Source organism: Agrobacterium larrymoorei (genome assembly GCF_037722385.1).
Classification (GTDB): Bacteria; Pseudomonadota; Alphaproteobacteria; order Rhizobiales; family Rhizobiaceae; genus Agrobacterium; species Agrobacterium larrymoorei_C.
Map to the genome: position 1 here is coordinate 48,803 of NZ_JBBKAQ010000009.1, position 16,046 is coordinate 64,848.

Genomic DNA, 16,046 nt, shown 5'->3' on the forward strand with positions numbered 1-16,046 from the left:
CCTCAAAGAGAGCTTTCCGGAATCACCGTTCCGGCGGGTTGGTCACACAGGCGCTTTCCCATGGTGATGTAGGGGGAGAGCCTGTTCGTCAGTTCTTCAAAATTCGCATAAGGACGAAACGCATTGCCACGCCCCATATTGGTCATCGCCATCGACATCAGATTGCTGTCGAGAGCGACGGGATATTCATTCTCGCCGTCCGCACCTTTCGGCACGAAATAGACGAGCTTCTGGCCAAGGCTTGGAGCGCACATCAAAAAGCCCTCCTCTGCCAAAAACGGCCAGTTGTCCTCCCCTTGCGCCTTGCGAATGGTCTGCACTCGAAAATCGCCAGCCTCGGGAATAACCGGACCGGCTTCGGCCGCAGAGGCCACGAACGCAGCTGCCAGGAGAGCAGCCGGCACCTTCAATGGGCAACCGCCGCGGCTGCCGCCTCATCGATCAACCGTCCGGTGCGGAAGCGGTCTAGGTTCAGCCCCGCCGCCAGCCGGTGCGGCTCGCCACGCGCAATCAGATGCGCGAAGAGATGCGCCGAACCAGGGGTCGCCTTGAAGCCGCCCGTGCCCCAGCCGCAATTAACGAAGAGGTTCGGAACCGGCGTCACACTCTGGATCGCCGAACGGTCAGGTGTGTTGTCGGTAATGCCGCCCCACTGACGCATCATCTTCACACGACGGAAGATCGGGAAGAGTTCGCAAATCGCATCCAGCGTATGGGTGATGATCTGCAACCCGCCCGTCTGCGAATAGGAGTTGTACTGGTCGGTACCGGCGCCGATCACCAGCTCGCCCTTGTCGGACTGCGAGATATAGGCATGCACGGTGTTGGACATCACCACGCAGGGGAAGATGGGTTTCAGCGGCTCGGAGACCAGCGCCTGCAACGGGTTGGAGGCGAGCGGCACGCGCACATCGGCCATCTTCATGATGACGGAGGAATGACCGGCAGCGGACACGCCGATCTTCTTGGCGCCGATGAAGCCGCGATTGGTTTCTACACCCGTCACCGCGCCATCGGGCCCACGACGGATCGCGGTGACTTCGCAGTTCTGGATGATGTGGACGCCGCGATCGGATGCCGCACGGGCATAACCCCAGGCCACCGCATCGTGACGCGCCGTGCCGCCGCGACGCTGAAGGGCAGCACCATTGATGGCGTAGCGGGCGTTGGCGGAAATATCGAGCGGGGGGCAATAGGCCTTGGCCTGCTCCGGCGTCAGCCATTCATTGTCGATGCCATAGAGACGGTTGGCATTGATATGGCGCTTGAACGACTGCTGGTCATGCACATTATGCGACAGCATCATCACGCCGCGTGCCGAATACATGACGTTGTAGTTCAGGTCCTGGCTCAAGCCTTCCCACAATTTGAGGGAATGCTCGTACATATCCATGCTCTCTTCATAGAGATAGTTCGAGCGGATGATGGTGGTGTTGCGGCCAGTATTGCCGCCGCCGAGCCAGCCCTTTTCCAGAACGGCAATATTGGTGATGCCATGTTCCTTGGCCAGATAATAAGCAGCACCCAGGCCATGGCCGCCGCCACCGATGATGATGACGTCGTATTCCTTGCGCGGCTCGGGAGAAGCCCACTGGGCGTCCCATCCCTTGTGGGCGCGCATTGCCTCGCGAGCCACGGCAAAAACAGAAAATTTGCGCATTCGCAAGCAACTCCCTGAAGACACGCTGGATTATTCCGGCTGAGACCTATGAATGGCAAATATGCGCAGTGTTCAGTGTTCATTTTGCGACGCCGCGACATGATTGTTTTGACATGCGTCATAACTTTCTCGGCACCCCCCTTGCCACCCCTTGTATTTTCGCCGGGAGATACAGTTAACGGCTGGACTTCAAGGAAACGATCTGATATTGCACCTCACCAATCGCGCGGCCAACCCGGCCACACGAACGATTTTTTGTTTGCCTGCGAATGCCTTTATTCGCATGGCAAGATAACCAACCTAAAGGAACGGGATTCACGTGCAGGTACTAGTCCGCGATAACAACGTTGATCAGGCGCTTCGCGCTCTCAAGAAGAAGATGCAGCGCGAAGGTATCTTCCGCGAAATGAAGATGCGCGATTATTACGAGAAGCCTTCGCAGAAGCGCGCTCGCGAAAAGGCTGAAGCCGTTCGCCGCGTTCGCAAGCTTGCTCGCAAGCGCATGCAGCGCGAAGGTCTGATTGCTGCTCCACGTGCTGCGAGCCGCTAATAGGCCGTCTTTTCGACGTTTTTGAATGCTTATGGGGCGGGGGCGATTATTTCGCCGCCGCTCTTTGAGTTTTAAAGCATGTCGCGCAAAAGCGGTCGCCGGTTTTGCGAGAACGACATGCGAACGAAGACCGCCTGAAGCGTTGGCAGCGTATCTGAAAGATCGCGACACGCACTGGTCTGTCTGAATTCGCCTGCACGATCGGCCTGCATGATTGGCGCTGCATGATCAGCCTTGAGAGGGAACCCATATCGCATGAACGTTGTTGATACCCGTGAATCCAGACGTCCTTCCGCCCTCTCCCACGGCGTATCTCAGAGAAAAACCATGCGGCTCTCTTCTACCCTCATCCTTTGCGGCATGGTTGCGGCGCTTGCCGGCTGCGCCACCACCACCCAGACGAACGACGTGTTCCAGATCGACCGCGCTCAAGGCTCGGAACAGAACATCGCCTCGCTGACATCGGTCATCAACGCCAACCCGCAGGATCCGGAAGGCTATAACGTCCGTGGCTCGGCCTACGGCCGCGCCGGCGATTCCAAGCGCGCCATTGCCGATTTCAATCAGGCACTGCAGCTCAATCCGCGCTTCTATCAGGCCTATGCCAACCGCGCGCTCGTCTACCGCAACATGGGACAGCAGCAGCAGGCGCTTCAGGATTACAACAGCGCGCTGCAGATCAATCCGAATTACGACGTGGCGCTCATCGGCCGCGGCAACCTCTATCGCCAGACGGGCCGCACCAACGAAGCCTTCAACGACTTCACCGCCGCCATCAACACCGACACGACCGACGGCCGCGCCTACCACAATCGTGGCCTGATCTACCAGCTGCGCAACCAGCACAGCCAGGCGATCGAAGACTTCTCCAAGGCCATCTCGCTTTCGCCCAACTCGCCCGAGCCCTATAACGGCCGCGGCATTTCCTACGTGGCGCTGAACGACGACGAAAACGCCTTTGCCGACTTCAACCACGCGATTGCGCTCGACGACAGCCGCGCGGAATCCTGGGCCAACCAGGCGCTGGTCTATGAGCGCCGCGGCGAAAAGGACAAGGCGCTGAAGTCCTACAACCACGCCGCCCGCCTCGACCCCAAATACAAGCCCGCCGTCGATGGCCTCGCCCGCATGCGCGGCGCCGGCGCGTCGTAGGATCGGTTGGCGAACGCCGCCCGTCCTTTCGGACACGACAGTGAAATACGCCAATGGCTCTTCTTCCGTGCACTCTGTGATCGGAATTAGGCGGGCTTCCTTCCGCGCGACGTGTATGGGACGCTAAATCCCTCCTCCCGTCATCCTCGCCCTTGAGGCGAGGATCCACGACCCAATCCTCAAGTGATCGAAAACGATGGATCCTCGGGTCAAGCCCGAGGATGGTCAGCGAGAGGCTTTCTCTTTCGGTCGCCGCACTTCTGTTACTTCTTGTACTCTGCCCGAGGGGTGCCACCCCCCTCTGTCCTGCCGGACATCTCCCCCTCAAGGGGGGAGATTGGAAGGAGGGGCGCTCCCCATTTCAAGATCAACATGGACGAGGTGCGAGGGTTCGCCACGGGTCGATCTCCCCCGTTGAGGGGGAGATGCCCGGCAGGACAGAGGGGGGTGAGCCCCAGATCCAGAACTTAAAATGGATCGCCTCGAGCTTGTCTTGTCACGCAGGCTTGGCGTCGCCTTCGGCCTTTGCCTCAGCCTCAGCCGTCTTCTCCTCCGGCTTGATCCGGAACCATGTCACGTAAAGCGCCGGCAGGAAGAGCAGTGTCAGCACCGTGCCGACCACGATACCGCCCATCATCGCATAGGCCATCGGCCCCCAGAAGACTTCGCGCGAGATCGGGATCAGTGCCAGTGTCGCAGCCGCCGCGGTCAGCATGATCGGTCGCATGCGGTGTTCGGTCGCCTCGATCACCGCCTGCCAGGCGGGCACACCCTCCTTGCGAAGATCCTCGATCTGCACCACGAGAATGACCGAGTTTCGGATGAGGATGCCGATCAGCGCCAGGATGCCGAGGATCGCGACAAAGCCCATCGGTGCATTGCTGAGAAGCAGTGCGGCCACCACGCCGATCAGCGCTGTCGGTGCCACGGCGAAAACCAGGAACAGCCGGCTGAAGCTCTGCAGCTGGATCATCAGGATCGTTGCCATGGCAAAGAGCATCATCGGCGCCACCGCGGCAATCGGTCCTTGCGCTTCGGCGCTCGATTCCACCGCCCCACCGATCTCGACCTTGTAGCCGACCGGCAGTGTCTTGTTGAAAGCGTCCACCTGCGGCTGAAGCTGGGTGACGATCGTCGCCGGCTGGGTAGGGCCTTTGATCGCCGCTTTCAGCGTGATGGTCGGAATGCGATCACGCGAGGCGATCATCGCCTGTTCTACGTCATAGCGAAGGTTTGCCACCGCCGAGAGCGGAATGAGCTTGCCGTCCGAACCTGCGATCTGCAGGTTCTGCAGCGTCTCGATCGAGCCGCGCTCATCGGCCGCTGCACGGCCGATCACGTCGATGAGGTAGATATTGTCACGCACCTGCGTGGCGCTCGCCCCTTCAACGATGCTGTTTAGCACGGTGGCAATATCTTCCGAGCTCACCCCAAGCTGGCGGGCCTTGTCCTGCAACACATCGACCTTCACCACGCGTGATGGCTCGTTCCAGTCGAAGATCATGTTGGTCAAGAGCGGATGCTGGCCGACGACACCGGCAAAGCGCATGGAGATATCGCGCACCTTCTGGACGTCCGGGCCGCTGATGCGATACTGCACCGGCTTGCCAACCGGCGGGCCGATATCGAGCAGCTTCACGAAAGCATCGGTGCCGGGGAAGGTCTCGTTCAAATATTTCTGGAAGTCGGCGCGCACGCGGTCACGCGCTTCCAGGCTCTTCGGCACGATGACCGTCTGGCCGAAGAAGACATTCTGGCTCTGCACGTCGAAAGACAGAATGAAGCGCGGCGCGCCCTGCCCCACATAGGTCGTCCAGTGGTCGATATCGGCATTGTTGGCGAGCTTTTCCTGCTCGAACTTCGCCATCTGCCGGTTGGTCTCGGCAATCGAACTGTTTTGCGGCAGGTTCCAGTCGATGATCAGTTCGGGCCGGTCGGAGCTTGGGAAGAACTGCTGCTGCACCAGGCCCATGCCCGCGACGGAAACGCCGAAGACACCGATCGTCAACAGAATGGTCACCCAGCGCCACCGCATGGCGATCGTCAATAGACGCGAGAAGATCGTCGCAAACCGGCCCTTCTTGTCGTGATGCTGCTTCATTGTCTTGGGCAGCATCAAGACGCCGAGAAGCGGGGTGAAGAGCACCGCGACGATCCACGACACCAGCAGCGAAACCGCAATGACGACGAACAGCGTAAAGGTGAACTCGCCCGCCGCACTGCTGTTGAGACCGATCGGAATGAAGCCTGCGACGGTGACGAGCGTACCTGTCAGCATTGGAAACGCAGTGGACGTATAGACATAGGTCGCGGCCTTGCGCAGATCATCACCCGCCTCCAGCCGCGCCACCATCATCTCCACGGCAATCATCGCATCATCCACGAGAAGACCGAGCGCAATGATCAGCGCGCCAAGCGAAATTCGCTGCAGCGAGATGCCGGTATATTCCATGTAGACGAAGGTAATGGCGAGCACGAGCGGAATGGAAACCGCCACCACCAGACCGGCGCGGAATCCAAGGCTGATGAAGCTGATGATCAGAACGATCGCGACGGCTTCGAAAAGCGCATGGGTGAAGCCGGACACCGCCTCCTCCACCACAGCCGGCTGATCAGACACGCGGTTGACCTCGACTCCGATCGGCAGGTCGGCCACCACCGCCTTGATGTGCTCGTCGACCGCCTTGCCGAACTCCAGCAGGTTGGCCCCTGCCCGCATGCCGATGGCAAGACCGATGGCTGGCTTGCCATTGTAGCGGAAGAGTGCCGTTGGCGGATCGACATAGCCGCGATGGATCGTTGCCACATCGGTCAGCGGGAAGAAGCGGTCATTGACGCGCAGATTGATGGATTCCAGCGCGTTTTCCGAGGCGAATTGCCCGCCCACACGGATGGCGATGCGCTCCGGTCCGGCGGTCACGAAGCCGGATTGCGTCACCGCATTCTGCGCCTGCAGCGTGGCGATGATCGACTGGCGATCGATGCCGAGCGCTGCGATCTTGCGGGTGGAAAACTCCAGATAGATCGCCTCGTCCTGCGCCCCGATAATATCGACCTTGCCGACATTCTCGATGGTCAGGATCTTGGAGCGCGCATCTTCGACCAGATCGCGCAGCTGGCGCTGCGAAAGCCCATCGCTTGTAAAGGCAAATATGTTGCCGAACACGTCACCGAAGCGGTCGTTGAAGAACGGCCCCTGCACGCCGGAGGGAAACTCGCCCTTGATATCGGAAATCATGTTGCGAACGCGGCGCCATGTCGGCTCCACATCACGCGCCTTGGTGGTCGGCAGAAGCTCGAGGAAGACGGTCGTCTTGCCGGCCGTCGTTTCGCTGCGGGTATAATCGAGCGATTCCAGCTCCTGCAGCTTCTTCTCGATACGGTCCGTCACCTGACGGCTGACCTCTTCTGCCGTGGCGCCGGGCCAGGCGGCGGAAATCACCATCGTCTTGATGGTGAAGTTCGGATCTTCTTCGCGCCCCAGATTGAGATAGGAAAACACGCCGGCGATCAGGAAGACGATCATGAAATAGGAGACGAGCGAGCGGTGCGCCAATGCCCATTCGGAGAGATTGAACTTTTTCACTGTACGCGCTCCTGATCGATACGAATGGACTGCCCGTCCTCAAGCGAGTTGACCCCGGCAATGACGACGCGCTCTCCCGGCTTCACGCCATCCTTCACCACGACATAGCCGTAAGCATTCGGCGGCCCGTCCAACACGACCGGGCGAAGCGTCACCTTGGCGGCAGCCTCATCGACGATCCACACGGCGGTGTCCTTGTCGCGCGTGCGGATGGCGGTCGCCGGCAGCATCAGATTGGGTTTAGCCGCGATGCTGGCCGATGCGCGGATCACCGCGCCAAGACGGAAGGCATCGCCCGGATGGTCGAGCGCAATCTTCGTGCGGCGCGTGCGGGTTGCCGTATCGGCCTGCGGAGCGATCTCACGCACCGTTCCAGCCACCCGCACCTGCGGGTCGAGCTGCAACGCAACATCGAAGGGCATGCCAAGCTTCAACTGGTCGGCAATGGACTGCGGCACATCGATGACCGCATCGCGCTCATCGGGCTTGGCAATCGTCACAACTACCTGCCCGACGGTCACCACCTGACCAAGTTCGGCCGAGGTTGCCGTCACCACGCCGTCAAATTCGGCGGCAAGCTGGGCGTAGCTCAATTGCTCATTGGCCTTGTTGAGATTGGCCTGCGCGCGGGCAACGGAGGCAGTCGCGGTCTTCAGGCCCTGGTCGGCCTCTTCCAGTGCAGCCCGCGTGCCGGAGCGTGTTTCGGCAAGCTGCAACTGGCGTTGCTGCGTGCTCTGCGCATTGCGAAGCTGCGCCTGCGCATTGGAAAGATCCGACTGGGCGCTGCGCACAGCAAGCTCCAGCGATGTCGGATCGATGGTGGCAATGACCTGCCCCTTCTCCACGAGATCGCCGACGCTGACGGTGCGCGAGGTCAGCCGCCCCAGCGTGCGAAAACCAAGCTGCGCCTCAAAACGCGGAGTGACCGTGCCTGCAAAGCTCAGAGACTGGGTTGGCATTTCCTTCGCCACCACCGAGAGCACAGGGCGCGGTGGCGGCGGAGCCTCGGATTGATCCTCGCTGCAACCCGCAAGCAGCAGCCCCGACAGAAGGAGGGTCGCGATATGGGTTCTCATCATCGTGCTGCCACCTTCTCGAACGCGACCTTTTCATCCGGGCGGAGGAATTTGGCCCCCTCCGCCACGACGCTCTCACCGGGCTTCAGCCCCTGCTTGACGATGAAATGACCCGTTTCATAATCTTCGACCTCGATCACACGCAGCGCCACCTTGGACGAGGCCGGATCGACCACCCAGACGGCAGGCTTGCCATCCTTGGAAGACATCGCCGACCACGGCAGTACCATCGCGGCCTCCGGCTCATAGAGGAAGTTCCCCTGCACGGCTGCGCCGAGCGGCATCGGAACGTCAACGCCAAGCCCCACCTTCACTTTTACCGTTCCCGTGGAGGAATCGATGGTGGGCGAGATCTCGCGGACCTTCGCGGTCACCTGCCGCCCCGGATCGGTCAGAAGCGTGATCTTCACCTCGGGCTGAATATCGCGGCCGAGGAAGAGCGTCTCCACCACCTCGAAGATCGCATCGCGCGGTCCGTCCTGCGCCAGCGTGAAAATGGCCGAGGCCGCCTGCGCCACCTGGCCCACTTCGGCATTGCGCGCAGTGATCACACCATCCTGATCGGCCTTGAGCTCCGTATAGGACAGCGCTTCCTTGGCGCTGCCAAGCTGGGCTTCCGCCGCCCGCTCGCTGCCTTGCGCGGTCGAAAGCGCCTCCTGCGCCTGATCCAGCGCCGAGCGTGGCGTGACCTGCGTTTCGAAAAGTTTCTGCTGACGGGCAAAGGCCAGTTCCGCCTGGATGCGCTGCGCCACGGCTGCCTCGAGATTGGCCTCAGCAACCGCCAGATCTGCCTGCTGCTCTTCGGCATCGATGCGCGCCAGAACTTGGCCCGCTCTCACATGGTCTCCGACATCGACCTGACGATCGATGATCTTGCCGCCCACACGGAAGGACAGGTCCGTCTCCACGCGCGCGCGGATTTCGCCGGTCACTGCCCCGCCGGACACGACCTGTGCGTTCTCAACCGTCACCACCCGCACCTGCCTCAGGTCCGGCTCTCCTGCGTCTTCCATTTGACTGCACGCTGTCAGAAAACCGGCGCTCGCAATCAGGAGGATGCTTACAATCTGCTTCATGGGTGGCTGCTTCATGGCTGGGCCTTGTCATCGAGATATCGTGATTGCGTATATTTGACTGACTGGAAAGTCAATGATACTTCTAGCAGATGTCGCGCAAAACGATGCATGGGTTTTGCGATAATGATATGCGATAACAAAAACGAGAGCGCGGAGCGCGTCTGAACGACTGGCGCTCTGCACCTGCAATGCCGAATGAACGGGATGCCGATCACCGATGTTTAAGCTGTGCCAATCCAAGGCGGGAAAAAAACTGACGCGCGCCGAGCAGAAACAGCTCCGCCCCGCCCAGATCCTGGACGCGGCCTTCACCGAATTCGTCAAGAACGGTTATGCCGCAACCCGGGTCGAGGATATTGCCAAACATGTCGGCGTGACCAAGGGCACCGTCTATGTGTATTTCGAAACCAAGGAAATCCTCTTCGAAGCCACCATCCGCCACGCCTCGACATCCTTCGCCGATATCGTCAAGAGCGAGGACACCCGCACCGGCACGGCCTCGCAGAAGATCAGGTCGCTTCTAAACGCACTCTACGATCATCTCGACGAAGACCACCAGAACCGCGAAATCCTCAAGCTGATCATCGCAGAAGGCCAGAAGTTCCCAGACATCGTCGCCCGACATGAGCAATACGTCTTCCAACCCCTGATCGACAGGATCGTCGAACTCGTCAAGGAAGGCGCTGCCGCGGGCGAGTTGAAAAGCGACTACATCGCCTTCCCCGAACTCGTCATCGCGCCGCTGATGACACTCACCGTTCTCAGGATCATCTTCGAAGATCGCATGGACATCGACATAAAAGGCTACCGCACCGCCCATCTCGATCTGCTTCTGAACGGGCTTTTGGTGAGGAAGGCTGGGTGAGACCCAGAGCGTTGGCGCCGCCGGCCGGTCAAATTCAAATGTTCTCTCCGGCCACTCAGCGCTAGAGTCAGGTACGCGTGGCGCGACTAATCCTCGACATAGGCTGCCAGCTCATCGGCCGTCCCTAGAGGAAAGGCTTGCTTGAGATAGTCGAGGAATGCAGATACCCGCGCGCTGAGGAGACGACGTGATGGGTAGAGCGCCCACAGCACCGTTTCCGGCCCTTCGACATCTCCCCAACGAACCAACCGCCCCTCAGCGAGATCGTGGCTTACCAAAGACAGGGGAAGGCGAGCCGCGCCGACGCCCATGCGCACCGCATCGCGCACCATGGTCATTGAGGAAAGGCTGAGCACGGGGTCGATTTGAAGACTGATCTGCCCTGTCGGTGTGTTCATTGTCCAAGACCTCGTTTGAGCCAGCGTGCCGCGTATGACGACTGGCACAGCGGCGCCGCTGTCGTATGCGAGGTGTGGTGCCGCCACGACCACCAACCCGTCACGCAGGAAGGCGCGGCCCACCAGACTCTCGTCTGGATCGGGGTTCACCCTGATAACGAGGTCGTATCCCTCCTCCACCATATCGACAGGGCGATCCTCCGTCGTCACTTCCATGCGCACCTCTGGATATTTGAGGGAGAAGCCGGCAGCCAACTTGCCCATGGCCGTCTGGGAGAACAGCAATGGCGCGCTGATCCGCAACCTGCCGCGCGGCCTGTCGCCGCCAGATGCTATGGCGGCGGCAGTCTCGTCCAGTTCGATCAGCAGAGCACCCGCCCGCTCTTGAAGCGCCCGCCCTTCCCACGTCAGCTTGAGCATCCGTGAGCCGCGTTCGAACAGCCTCAGACCAAGGCTCGCTTCCAGTTCAGCGACCCGCCGCGAAAGCGTCGCCTTCGGTCGACCGGTGGCGCGGGCAGCGCGGCCGAAGCCGCCATGGCGGGCTACGGTGACAAAATCAACAAGGGCAGCCAAATCCATGAGTGTTCCACCAGTGAGACGATGCGTCTATTTTTAGCGTCTATTGGGTGGAATGTGAACCAGCCATAGTCGGGGTGTCTTCGAAACCGAAGTCGTTCACAGCAAACCAAGGAGAACCCCAATGACCATTCTTGTAACCGGTGCCACTGGCCGTGTCGGCCGCCATGTCGTTGACCAACTCATCGCACGCAATGCGGATGTCCGAGTGCTGGCGCGTGATCCCGCCAAGGCCAATTTTGCTTCGAACGTCGATGTTGTGCAGGGAGACATGCTCGATATTGACGCGCTCCGCCGCGCCTTCAATGGAGTCCGCACGCTGTTCCTGCTGAACGCGGTCGCCGGCGATGAATTCACACAGGCCATCATCGCCTTGAACGTTGCGCGCGAAGCCGGCGTCGAACGTGTCGTCTACCTCTCGGTATTCGATGCCGATCGCGCTGTGAACGTGCCGCATTTCGCCGTCAAGTTTGGCGCCGAACGCATGCTGGAGGCGATGGGCTTTAGCGCCACGATCCTGCGGCCGGCATACTTCATCGACAACGAAGTCATGATCAAAGACGTCATCTTCAATTATGCTGTCTACCCGATGCCGATTGGCAGCAAGGGTGTTGCCATGGTCGACACCAGAGATATTGCAGAAGTTGCTGCGTCCGAGCTCCTTCGTCGCGACCGCGCCGCGGAAAAACTGCCGAGTGAGAGCATCAATCTGGTCGGCCCGGAGACGCTGACTGGCTCGGAACTCGCAGCCATCTGGTCTGATGTTCTCGACCGCCCTGTCGTCTATGGCGGCGATGATCCATCCGGCTTCGAACAAAACCTCGCCAGTATCATGCCTAAGTGGATGGCTTATGAAATGCGCCTGATGGCTGAGCGCTACGTCAGCCACGGCATGGTTCCGAACGCCGGCGATGCCGAGCGCCTGACGCAAATCCTGGGCCGCCCGCTGCACAGCTATCGCGAGTTTGCCTCGCAGCTTGCCGCATCTGCCTGAACCGCGCGCGCCTCTCGATAACAAGGACCAGGATCATGATCTATTCCACCGCGACCGTTGCGGTAAATCCCGATGGTGAACGTCCATTGACCCGCGCTCAGATATGGGCTGCTCTCCAAATGAAGGCGCGTGATGCGCGCCTTTTTCTACCGCCGGGCCTGTGCACGCGGTGCGATGTCATCGAGGAAAGCACTACGCATTTCGTACGCGACGCGACGATCGGCGGAACCGACCTTCGCGAAATCATCACGCTTGAGCCGGACAGCAAGGTCAGCTTCTTCCAGGCGAAAGGCCCTCGCGAAGGGGCAATTGTCAACGAACTCTATGAGGACGAGTACGGCGCGTTGCAGCTTCGCTTCTATTGCTACCTCGGCCTGAGGGGGAAGCAACCAGGGGGGCCGGAAGAACGGGCCGAACAGGCCCAATTCGATGGTGACACGGGCTACAAGGCGGCCTTGCTCTCAACCTTGAAACGCACCCGCGAGTTGGCAGCCGAGGGCAGGCTCTGACAATAAACGTGAACACCAACATCGGGACGTCCTCGTCAACTGGCGTCCTGATGGGTGAGGCCTCGGCGCGATACCTGCAGCCAGAAGAAGACGCTCTTCACGTTAGAACAGCTCGATCAGGTGCTCCAGAAAGGCGCGAACCGCAGGATTGGCGCGGCGGCTCTCTGGCCAGATGGCCGTGATATTGTGCCGCTCCACGGCGAAGTCGGCCAGGACTGGAATGAGCTCCCCGCGCTGGACGAAGGGTGAAGCCATGAAGGTGGTGGCCATTCCAATGCCTGCGCTTGCGGCAACAGTCGCCAAGACGACCTCGCTCGCATCGGCGATGATGCCGGAAGACGGCACGATCTCGATCTCGCGCTCTCCGATCCGGAAAGGCCAGCGAAACAGCTGGCCGGTGCTTTGGTATCGTAGACTGACCGTTTCGTGCACCTCCAATTCGTCGGGATGCCTCGGGGTGCCGCGCAAGGCGAGATAATCGGGAGACGCGTAGCAGCACAGCCGATGAGGCGAGAGCCGTCTCGAGATCAGGCGCGAGTCGGCAAGGTCACCGATCCGAACGGCGAGATCGATCCCTTCGTCGATAAGGTCCACCATGTGGTCACTCAGACGCAGGTCGATCGTCACTTTCGGATGACGCCTTCGAAACGACGCAAGCGAAGGCGCAATGACGTGCAAGCCGATCGGCAACGAGGCGGCAATTCGCAGCGGGCCGGCGGGTTCGGCGCGCGCCGTCTTTGCCGCTTGTTCGATCTCCTCGGCATCGCGCAGAAGCTTCAGCGCCCGGCCATGCAGGTCGCGTCCCTCAGTCGTCAGGGTCAGCGAGCGCGTCGTGCGCATGAAGAGTGCAACGCCCAGATGACGCTCCAGTCGCTGGATGCTCTTACTGATCGCCGATGGCGAGACAGATAGCGAACGCGCCGCCGCACTGTAGCTTCCGAGCGAGCCAGCGCGGGCGAACGCAATGAGGCCAGTCAGTCTGTCAAAACCAATTTGTTCCTTCATGGAACGATTAAAGCGAAATGCAGCCCAATTATCAACCTGTCGAAACGGTCCTATCTTGTGAGCCAGCAGAAAAACGCACAGCGAGATGAAGATGACCGAGATGATGAAAGCCGTACGCATACACGAATTTGGCGGGCCGGATGTGTTGCGGTACGAGAACGCGCCGCGACCGAGCGCTGTGGCCGACGAGGTGCTTGTGCGCGTGCATGCGGCAAGCATCAACCCGCCAGACCTGTACCTGCGGGACGGATACCGCGCGCTCCCGCCGGAATGGCAGCCCGATCCGTCGTTTCCACGGATTTTAGGCACCGACATTTCCGGCGTCGTGGTTGCCATCGGCGATAAAGTTTCTGGCTTCAGCGTCGGAGACGAGGTCTATGCGATGGTGCGCTTCCCGCAGGACCTGATGACGGGGAGTGGCGCCTATGCCGAATATGTCAGCGTGCCCGCATCGGAACTGGCGGTAAAACCCGCGGGGATCGATCACATTCAGGCTGCAGGCGCGCCGATGTCCTTGCTGACAGCATGGCAGTTTTTGGTCGAGCTTGGACACGATGCGGCAAACCCCTTCCAGCCCTTTCCCCATGCACCCATTCCACTTCAAGGCAAGACGGTGCTGGTGAATGGCGCGGGCGGTGGCGTAGGACACATCGCCGTGCAAGTGGTAAAATGGAAAGGCGCACGCGTCATAGCTGTCGCCTCCGGCAAGCACGAGGCGCTTTTGCGAGACTTGGGCGCCGACCAGTTCATCGACTACACCAAGACGCCGGCCGAGGCGACCATACGCGATGTGGACCTGGTGATCGATGCCGTGGGCGGCGCAAACATGGAGCGCTTCTTAAACGTTATCAAGCCGGGTGGGGCTCTCTACCTCGTCAATCCGCTTGGCTTTGCCGGCTACGACCAAGCGGCACTCCGTAAGATAACAGTCTCGACAACCCAGGTTCGTTCAAACGGACCACAACTGGCAGAGGCTGGTCGCTTGCTCGACAACGGCACCATTCGTGTCGTCATAGACAGCACGTTTGCCTTGACGGATGCATCTGCGGCGCATGAGCGCGCCTCAAGGGGCGGCATCCAAGGCAAGGTCGTCCTCATCACTATCTGATCACCTCAAGCTCTGATCGCCGGTTGGCCGGTGGTCGGAGCGCAAACGGAAGGAAGCTCGTCATGCTGATCGTGACAGGCCACATCCATGTGGATCAACTTCATCTGGCGCAGTGTGTTCGCGATCTGCAAGTGCTCGCGGCTGCAGCCCGGCAGCGCGCCGGCAACATCGCCTACGACTTCGCGGTGGCGACCGACCAGAACGCCGGACGCCTGCTGATCGCGGAGAGCTGGTCGGATCAATCGGCGCTCAGCGCTCACCTCGATGCCATGGACACCAAAGCGTTTGTCAGAGAATGGCGGGATCGTATGCAAGGCGATATCCGCAAATACGACGCAGCGAACGAACGCGGCCTTATGGATCCCTAGGCTGGGTCATGCCCGGGCCGTCACCAGTCGCCCGCGCAGCTGATCTATCGCACGTTGAAACACGGCTGGGTCATCAAGCGCGCGCGACAGGATGATAGCCCCTTGTATCGACAGCACTGCGTCTTCTGAAAGAGTTTGTGCTTGATGATGGTCGCATCCTTGCCGGATGAGCGCCGATCGCAGGGCATCGACCCAATTTTCAAAATAGTCTCGGATGGCTTGCGAGAAGCGATCCCGGGTGTTGGAGACCGCCAGGGCACCGACGAGGCACACGCGCCTGCCAGACCTGAAGTAGTCCGTAACGCCATCGAGCATTGCCAGAACAGCACCGTTACTATCGGTGCCGTCCCGCAGGGGGGCGTAAATCTTGCTCTCGAACCAGGTATCGATCTCGTCCAGCACAGCCTGGACCATCTCCTCCTTTCCGCCTGGAAAGAAGTGGTAAAGGCTTCCCTTGCCGAGACCAGTGGCCTTGCCGATCAAGGCAAGGCTTGCACCTTCATAGCCGTACTCACGAAACACCTCCGCCAGAGGGGCGATGGTGTCCGACCTCTCTGCGACCATGCGTGCCATGATCAGAGACCGAGATCGCTGAGGCTGGCGTGATCATCCGGCCTGCGGCCCAGCGGCCAATGGAAGAGGCGATCGCTTTCAGCAATCGGCATTTCATTGATGCTCGCATGCCTGTGAGCCATCAGACCATCCTCCGCAAATTCCCAATTCTCATTGCCATAGGCGCGAAACCAGCGTCCGCTGTCATCACGATATTCATACGCGTAACGCACCGCAATGCGATTGCCGGTGAAGGCCCAGAGCTCCTTGATGAGGCGGTATTCATGCTCCTTGTTCCACTTGCGCGTGAGGAATGCCTGGGCTTCATCGCGGTTGGTCGCGAACTCGACGCGGTTGCGCCAACGCGTGTCGAGCGTATAGGCCAGCGCGACTTTGGCAGCATCGCGGGTGTTCCAGCCGTCTTCTGCCAGACGGACCTTCTCGATTGCAGTTTCGCGCGTAAAGGGTGGGAGTGGGGGACGTGACATGAAGGCTCCTTGTTTGTACCCTTTGGTATTATGTTTACCAATTGGTACAATGCGCCTCAGCAGGGTTTATGTCAACCGGCTTC

Annotated in this window: 16 protein-coding genes; 7 read left to right on the forward strand and 9 right to left on the reverse strand. The window is 60.3% G+C overall.

The features are described from left to right. Nucleotides 1–2 precede the first annotated feature (2 nt). A complete protein-coding gene (locus WKI41_RS12295) occupies nucleotides 3–404 on the reverse strand; it encodes a hypothetical protein (RefSeq protein ID WP_340193881.1) in 402 nt (133 codons plus the stop codon). Between the two features lie 2 nt (nucleotides 405–406). Continuing rightward, the gene (locus WKI41_RS12300; RefSeq protein WP_112520933.1) at nucleotides 407–1,660 is read right to left on the reverse strand and encodes a sarcosine oxidase subunit beta family protein; all 1,254 of its coding nucleotides are present in this window, start codon (nucleotides 1,658–1,660) and stop codon (nucleotides 407–409) included. Between the two features lie 319 nt (nucleotides 1,661–1,979). Between WKI41_RS12300 and rpsU the strand changes: the two genes are divergently transcribed. Next, on the forward strand, nucleotides 1,980–2,210 hold the full coding sequence (rpsU, locus tag WKI41_RS12305; protein ID WP_062427830.1) for a 30S ribosomal protein S21: 231 nt from the start codon (nucleotides 1,980–1,982) through the stop codon (nucleotides 2,208–2,210). Nucleotides 2,211–2,537: 327 nt separating this feature from the next. Continuing rightward, nucleotides 2,538–3,362, forward strand: coding sequence for a tetratricopeptide repeat protein (locus tag WKI41_RS12310; RefSeq protein WP_340193882.1), 825 nt, complete (start codon nucleotides 2,538–2,540; stop codon nucleotides 3,360–3,362). Nucleotides 3,363–3,858: 496 nt separating this feature from the next. Here the strand turns inward: WKI41_RS12310 and WKI41_RS12315 are convergent, their stop codons facing one another. From WKI41_RS12315 to WKI41_RS12325, 3 genes are read right to left on the reverse strand one after another with little or no spacing between them, the layout of a single operon-like run. After that, nucleotides 3,859–6,948 (reverse strand): efflux RND transporter permease subunit, encoded by a 3,090-nt coding sequence (locus WKI41_RS12315; RefSeq protein WP_340193799.1) that lies wholly within the window; start codon nucleotides 6,946–6,948, stop codon nucleotides 3,859–3,861. Next, nucleotides 6,945–8,027 (reverse strand): efflux RND transporter periplasmic adaptor subunit, encoded by a 1,083-nt coding sequence (locus WKI41_RS12320; protein ID WP_340193800.1) that lies wholly within the window; start codon nucleotides 8,025–8,027, stop codon nucleotides 6,945–6,947. Before WKI41_RS12320 ends, WKI41_RS12315 begins: the two co-directional genes overlap by 4 nt. Next, nucleotides 8,024–9,100 (reverse strand): efflux RND transporter periplasmic adaptor subunit, encoded by a 1,077-nt coding sequence (locus WKI41_RS12325; protein WP_425341025.1) that lies wholly within the window; start codon nucleotides 9,098–9,100, stop codon nucleotides 8,024–8,026. Before WKI41_RS12325 ends, WKI41_RS12320 begins: the two co-directional genes overlap by 4 nt. Before the next feature lie 217 nt (nucleotides 9,101–9,317). Between WKI41_RS12325 and WKI41_RS12330 the strand changes: the two genes are divergently transcribed. After that, nucleotides 9,318–9,965, forward strand: coding sequence for a TetR/AcrR family transcriptional regulator (locus tag WKI41_RS12330; RefSeq protein WP_340193801.1), 648 nt, complete (start codon nucleotides 9,318–9,320; stop codon nucleotides 9,963–9,965). An 86-nt stretch (nucleotides 9,966–10,051) separates the two neighbouring features. On the opposite strand, the gene WKI41_RS12335 is transcribed toward WKI41_RS12330, so the two are convergent. Next, complete coding sequence (locus WKI41_RS12335; RefSeq protein WP_340193802.1) at nucleotides 10,052–10,942, reverse strand: LysR family transcriptional regulator; 891 nt, start codon at nucleotides 10,940–10,942, stop codon at nucleotides 10,052–10,054. Nucleotides 10,943–11,063: 121 nt separating this feature from the next. On the opposite strand from WKI41_RS12335, the gene WKI41_RS12340 reads away from it, so the two are divergent. Further along, nucleotides 11,064–11,933, forward strand: a complete 870-nt coding sequence (locus WKI41_RS12340; RefSeq protein WP_340193803.1) for an SDR family oxidoreductase — start codon at nucleotides 11,064–11,066, stop codon at nucleotides 11,931–11,933. A 35-nt stretch (nucleotides 11,934–11,968) separates the two neighbouring features. Next, nucleotides 11,969–12,442 (forward strand): AtaL-like protein, encoded by a 474-nt coding sequence (locus WKI41_RS12345; RefSeq protein ID WP_340193804.1) that lies wholly within the window; start codon nucleotides 11,969–11,971, stop codon nucleotides 12,440–12,442. Between the two features lie 102 nt (nucleotides 12,443–12,544). On the opposite strand, the gene WKI41_RS12350 is transcribed toward WKI41_RS12345, so the two are convergent. Beyond that, a complete protein-coding gene (locus WKI41_RS12350) occupies nucleotides 12,545–13,447 on the reverse strand; it encodes a LysR family transcriptional regulator (protein WP_340193805.1) in 903 nt (300 codons plus the stop codon). A gap of 91 nt (nucleotides 13,448–13,538) precedes the next feature. On the opposite strand from WKI41_RS12350, the gene WKI41_RS12355 reads away from it, so the two are divergent. Then, complete coding sequence (locus WKI41_RS12355) at nucleotides 13,539–14,555, forward strand: NADP-dependent oxidoreductase (protein ID WP_340193806.1); 1,017 nt, start codon at nucleotides 13,539–13,541, stop codon at nucleotides 14,553–14,555. 62 nt (nucleotides 14,556–14,617) lie between these two features. After that, entirely contained in the window at nucleotides 14,618–14,923 is a 306-nt protein-coding gene (locus WKI41_RS12360) for a putative quinol monooxygenase (protein WP_340193807.1), read from the forward strand. 6 nt (nucleotides 14,924–14,929) lie between these two features. On the opposite strand, the gene WKI41_RS12365 is transcribed toward WKI41_RS12360, so the two are convergent. Together WKI41_RS12365 and WKI41_RS12370 are read right to left on the reverse strand one after the other, a co-directional pair. Then, nucleotides 14,930–15,496: a TetR/AcrR family transcriptional regulator gene (locus WKI41_RS12365; RefSeq protein WP_340193808.1), complete on the reverse strand. Its 567-nt coding sequence runs from the start codon at nucleotides 15,494–15,496 to the stop codon at nucleotides 14,930–14,932. A 2-nt stretch (nucleotides 15,497–15,498) separates the two neighbouring features. Then, nucleotides 15,499–15,963, reverse strand: a complete 465-nt coding sequence (locus WKI41_RS12370) for a DUF1348 family protein (RefSeq protein WP_340193809.1) — start codon at nucleotides 15,961–15,963, stop codon at nucleotides 15,499–15,501. Nucleotides 15,964–16,046: the final 83 nt, after the last annotated feature.

Excerpts from the sequence above, each read along its gene's own strand:
- WKI41_RS12365 (WP_340193808.1), bottom strand. The coding sequence starts at position 15,496 with ATGGCACGCATGGTCGCAGAGAGGTCGGACACCATCGCCCCTCTGGCG.
- WKI41_RS12325 (WP_425341025.1), bottom strand. The coding sequence starts at position 9,100 with ATGAAGCAGATTGTAAGCATCCTCCTGATTGCGAGCGCCGGTTTTCTG.
- WKI41_RS12355 (WP_340193806.1), top strand. The coding sequence starts at position 13,539 with ATGACCGAGATGATGAAAGCCGTACGCATACACGAATTTGGCGGGCCG.
- WKI41_RS12330 (WP_340193801.1), top strand. The coding sequence starts at position 9,318 with ATGTTTAAGCTGTGCCAATCCAAGGCGGGAAAAAAACTGACGCGCGCC.
- WKI41_RS12360 (WP_340193807.1), top strand. The coding sequence starts at position 14,618 with ATGCTGATCGTGACAGGCCACATCCATGTGGATCAACTTCATCTGGCG.
- WKI41_RS12370 (WP_340193809.1), bottom strand. The coding sequence starts at position 15,963 with ATGTCACGTCCCCCACTCCCACCCTTTACGCGCGAAACTGCAATCGAG.
- WKI41_RS12310 (WP_340193882.1), top strand. The coding sequence starts at position 2,538 with ATGCGGCTCTCTTCTACCCTCATCCTTTGCGGCATGGTTGCGGCGCTT.
- WKI41_RS12300 (WP_112520933.1), bottom strand. The coding sequence starts at position 1,660 with ATGCGCAAATTTTCTGTTTTTGCCGTGGCTCGCGAGGCAATGCGCGCC.
- WKI41_RS12335 (WP_340193802.1), bottom strand. The coding sequence starts at position 10,942 with ATGGATTTGGCTGCCCTTGTTGATTTTGTCACCGTAGCCCGCCATGGC.
- WKI41_RS12320 (WP_340193800.1), bottom strand. The coding sequence starts at position 8,027 with ATGATGAGAACCCATATCGCGACCCTCCTTCTGTCGGGGCTGCTGCTT.
- WKI41_RS12340 (WP_340193803.1), top strand. The coding sequence starts at position 11,064 with ATGACCATTCTTGTAACCGGTGCCACTGGCCGTGTCGGCCGCCATGTC.
- WKI41_RS12345 (WP_340193804.1), top strand. The coding sequence starts at position 11,969 with ATGATCTATTCCACCGCGACCGTTGCGGTAAATCCCGATGGTGAACGT.
- WKI41_RS12350 (WP_340193805.1), bottom strand. The coding sequence starts at position 13,447 with ATGAAGGAACAAATTGGTTTTGACAGACTGACTGGCCTCATTGCGTTC.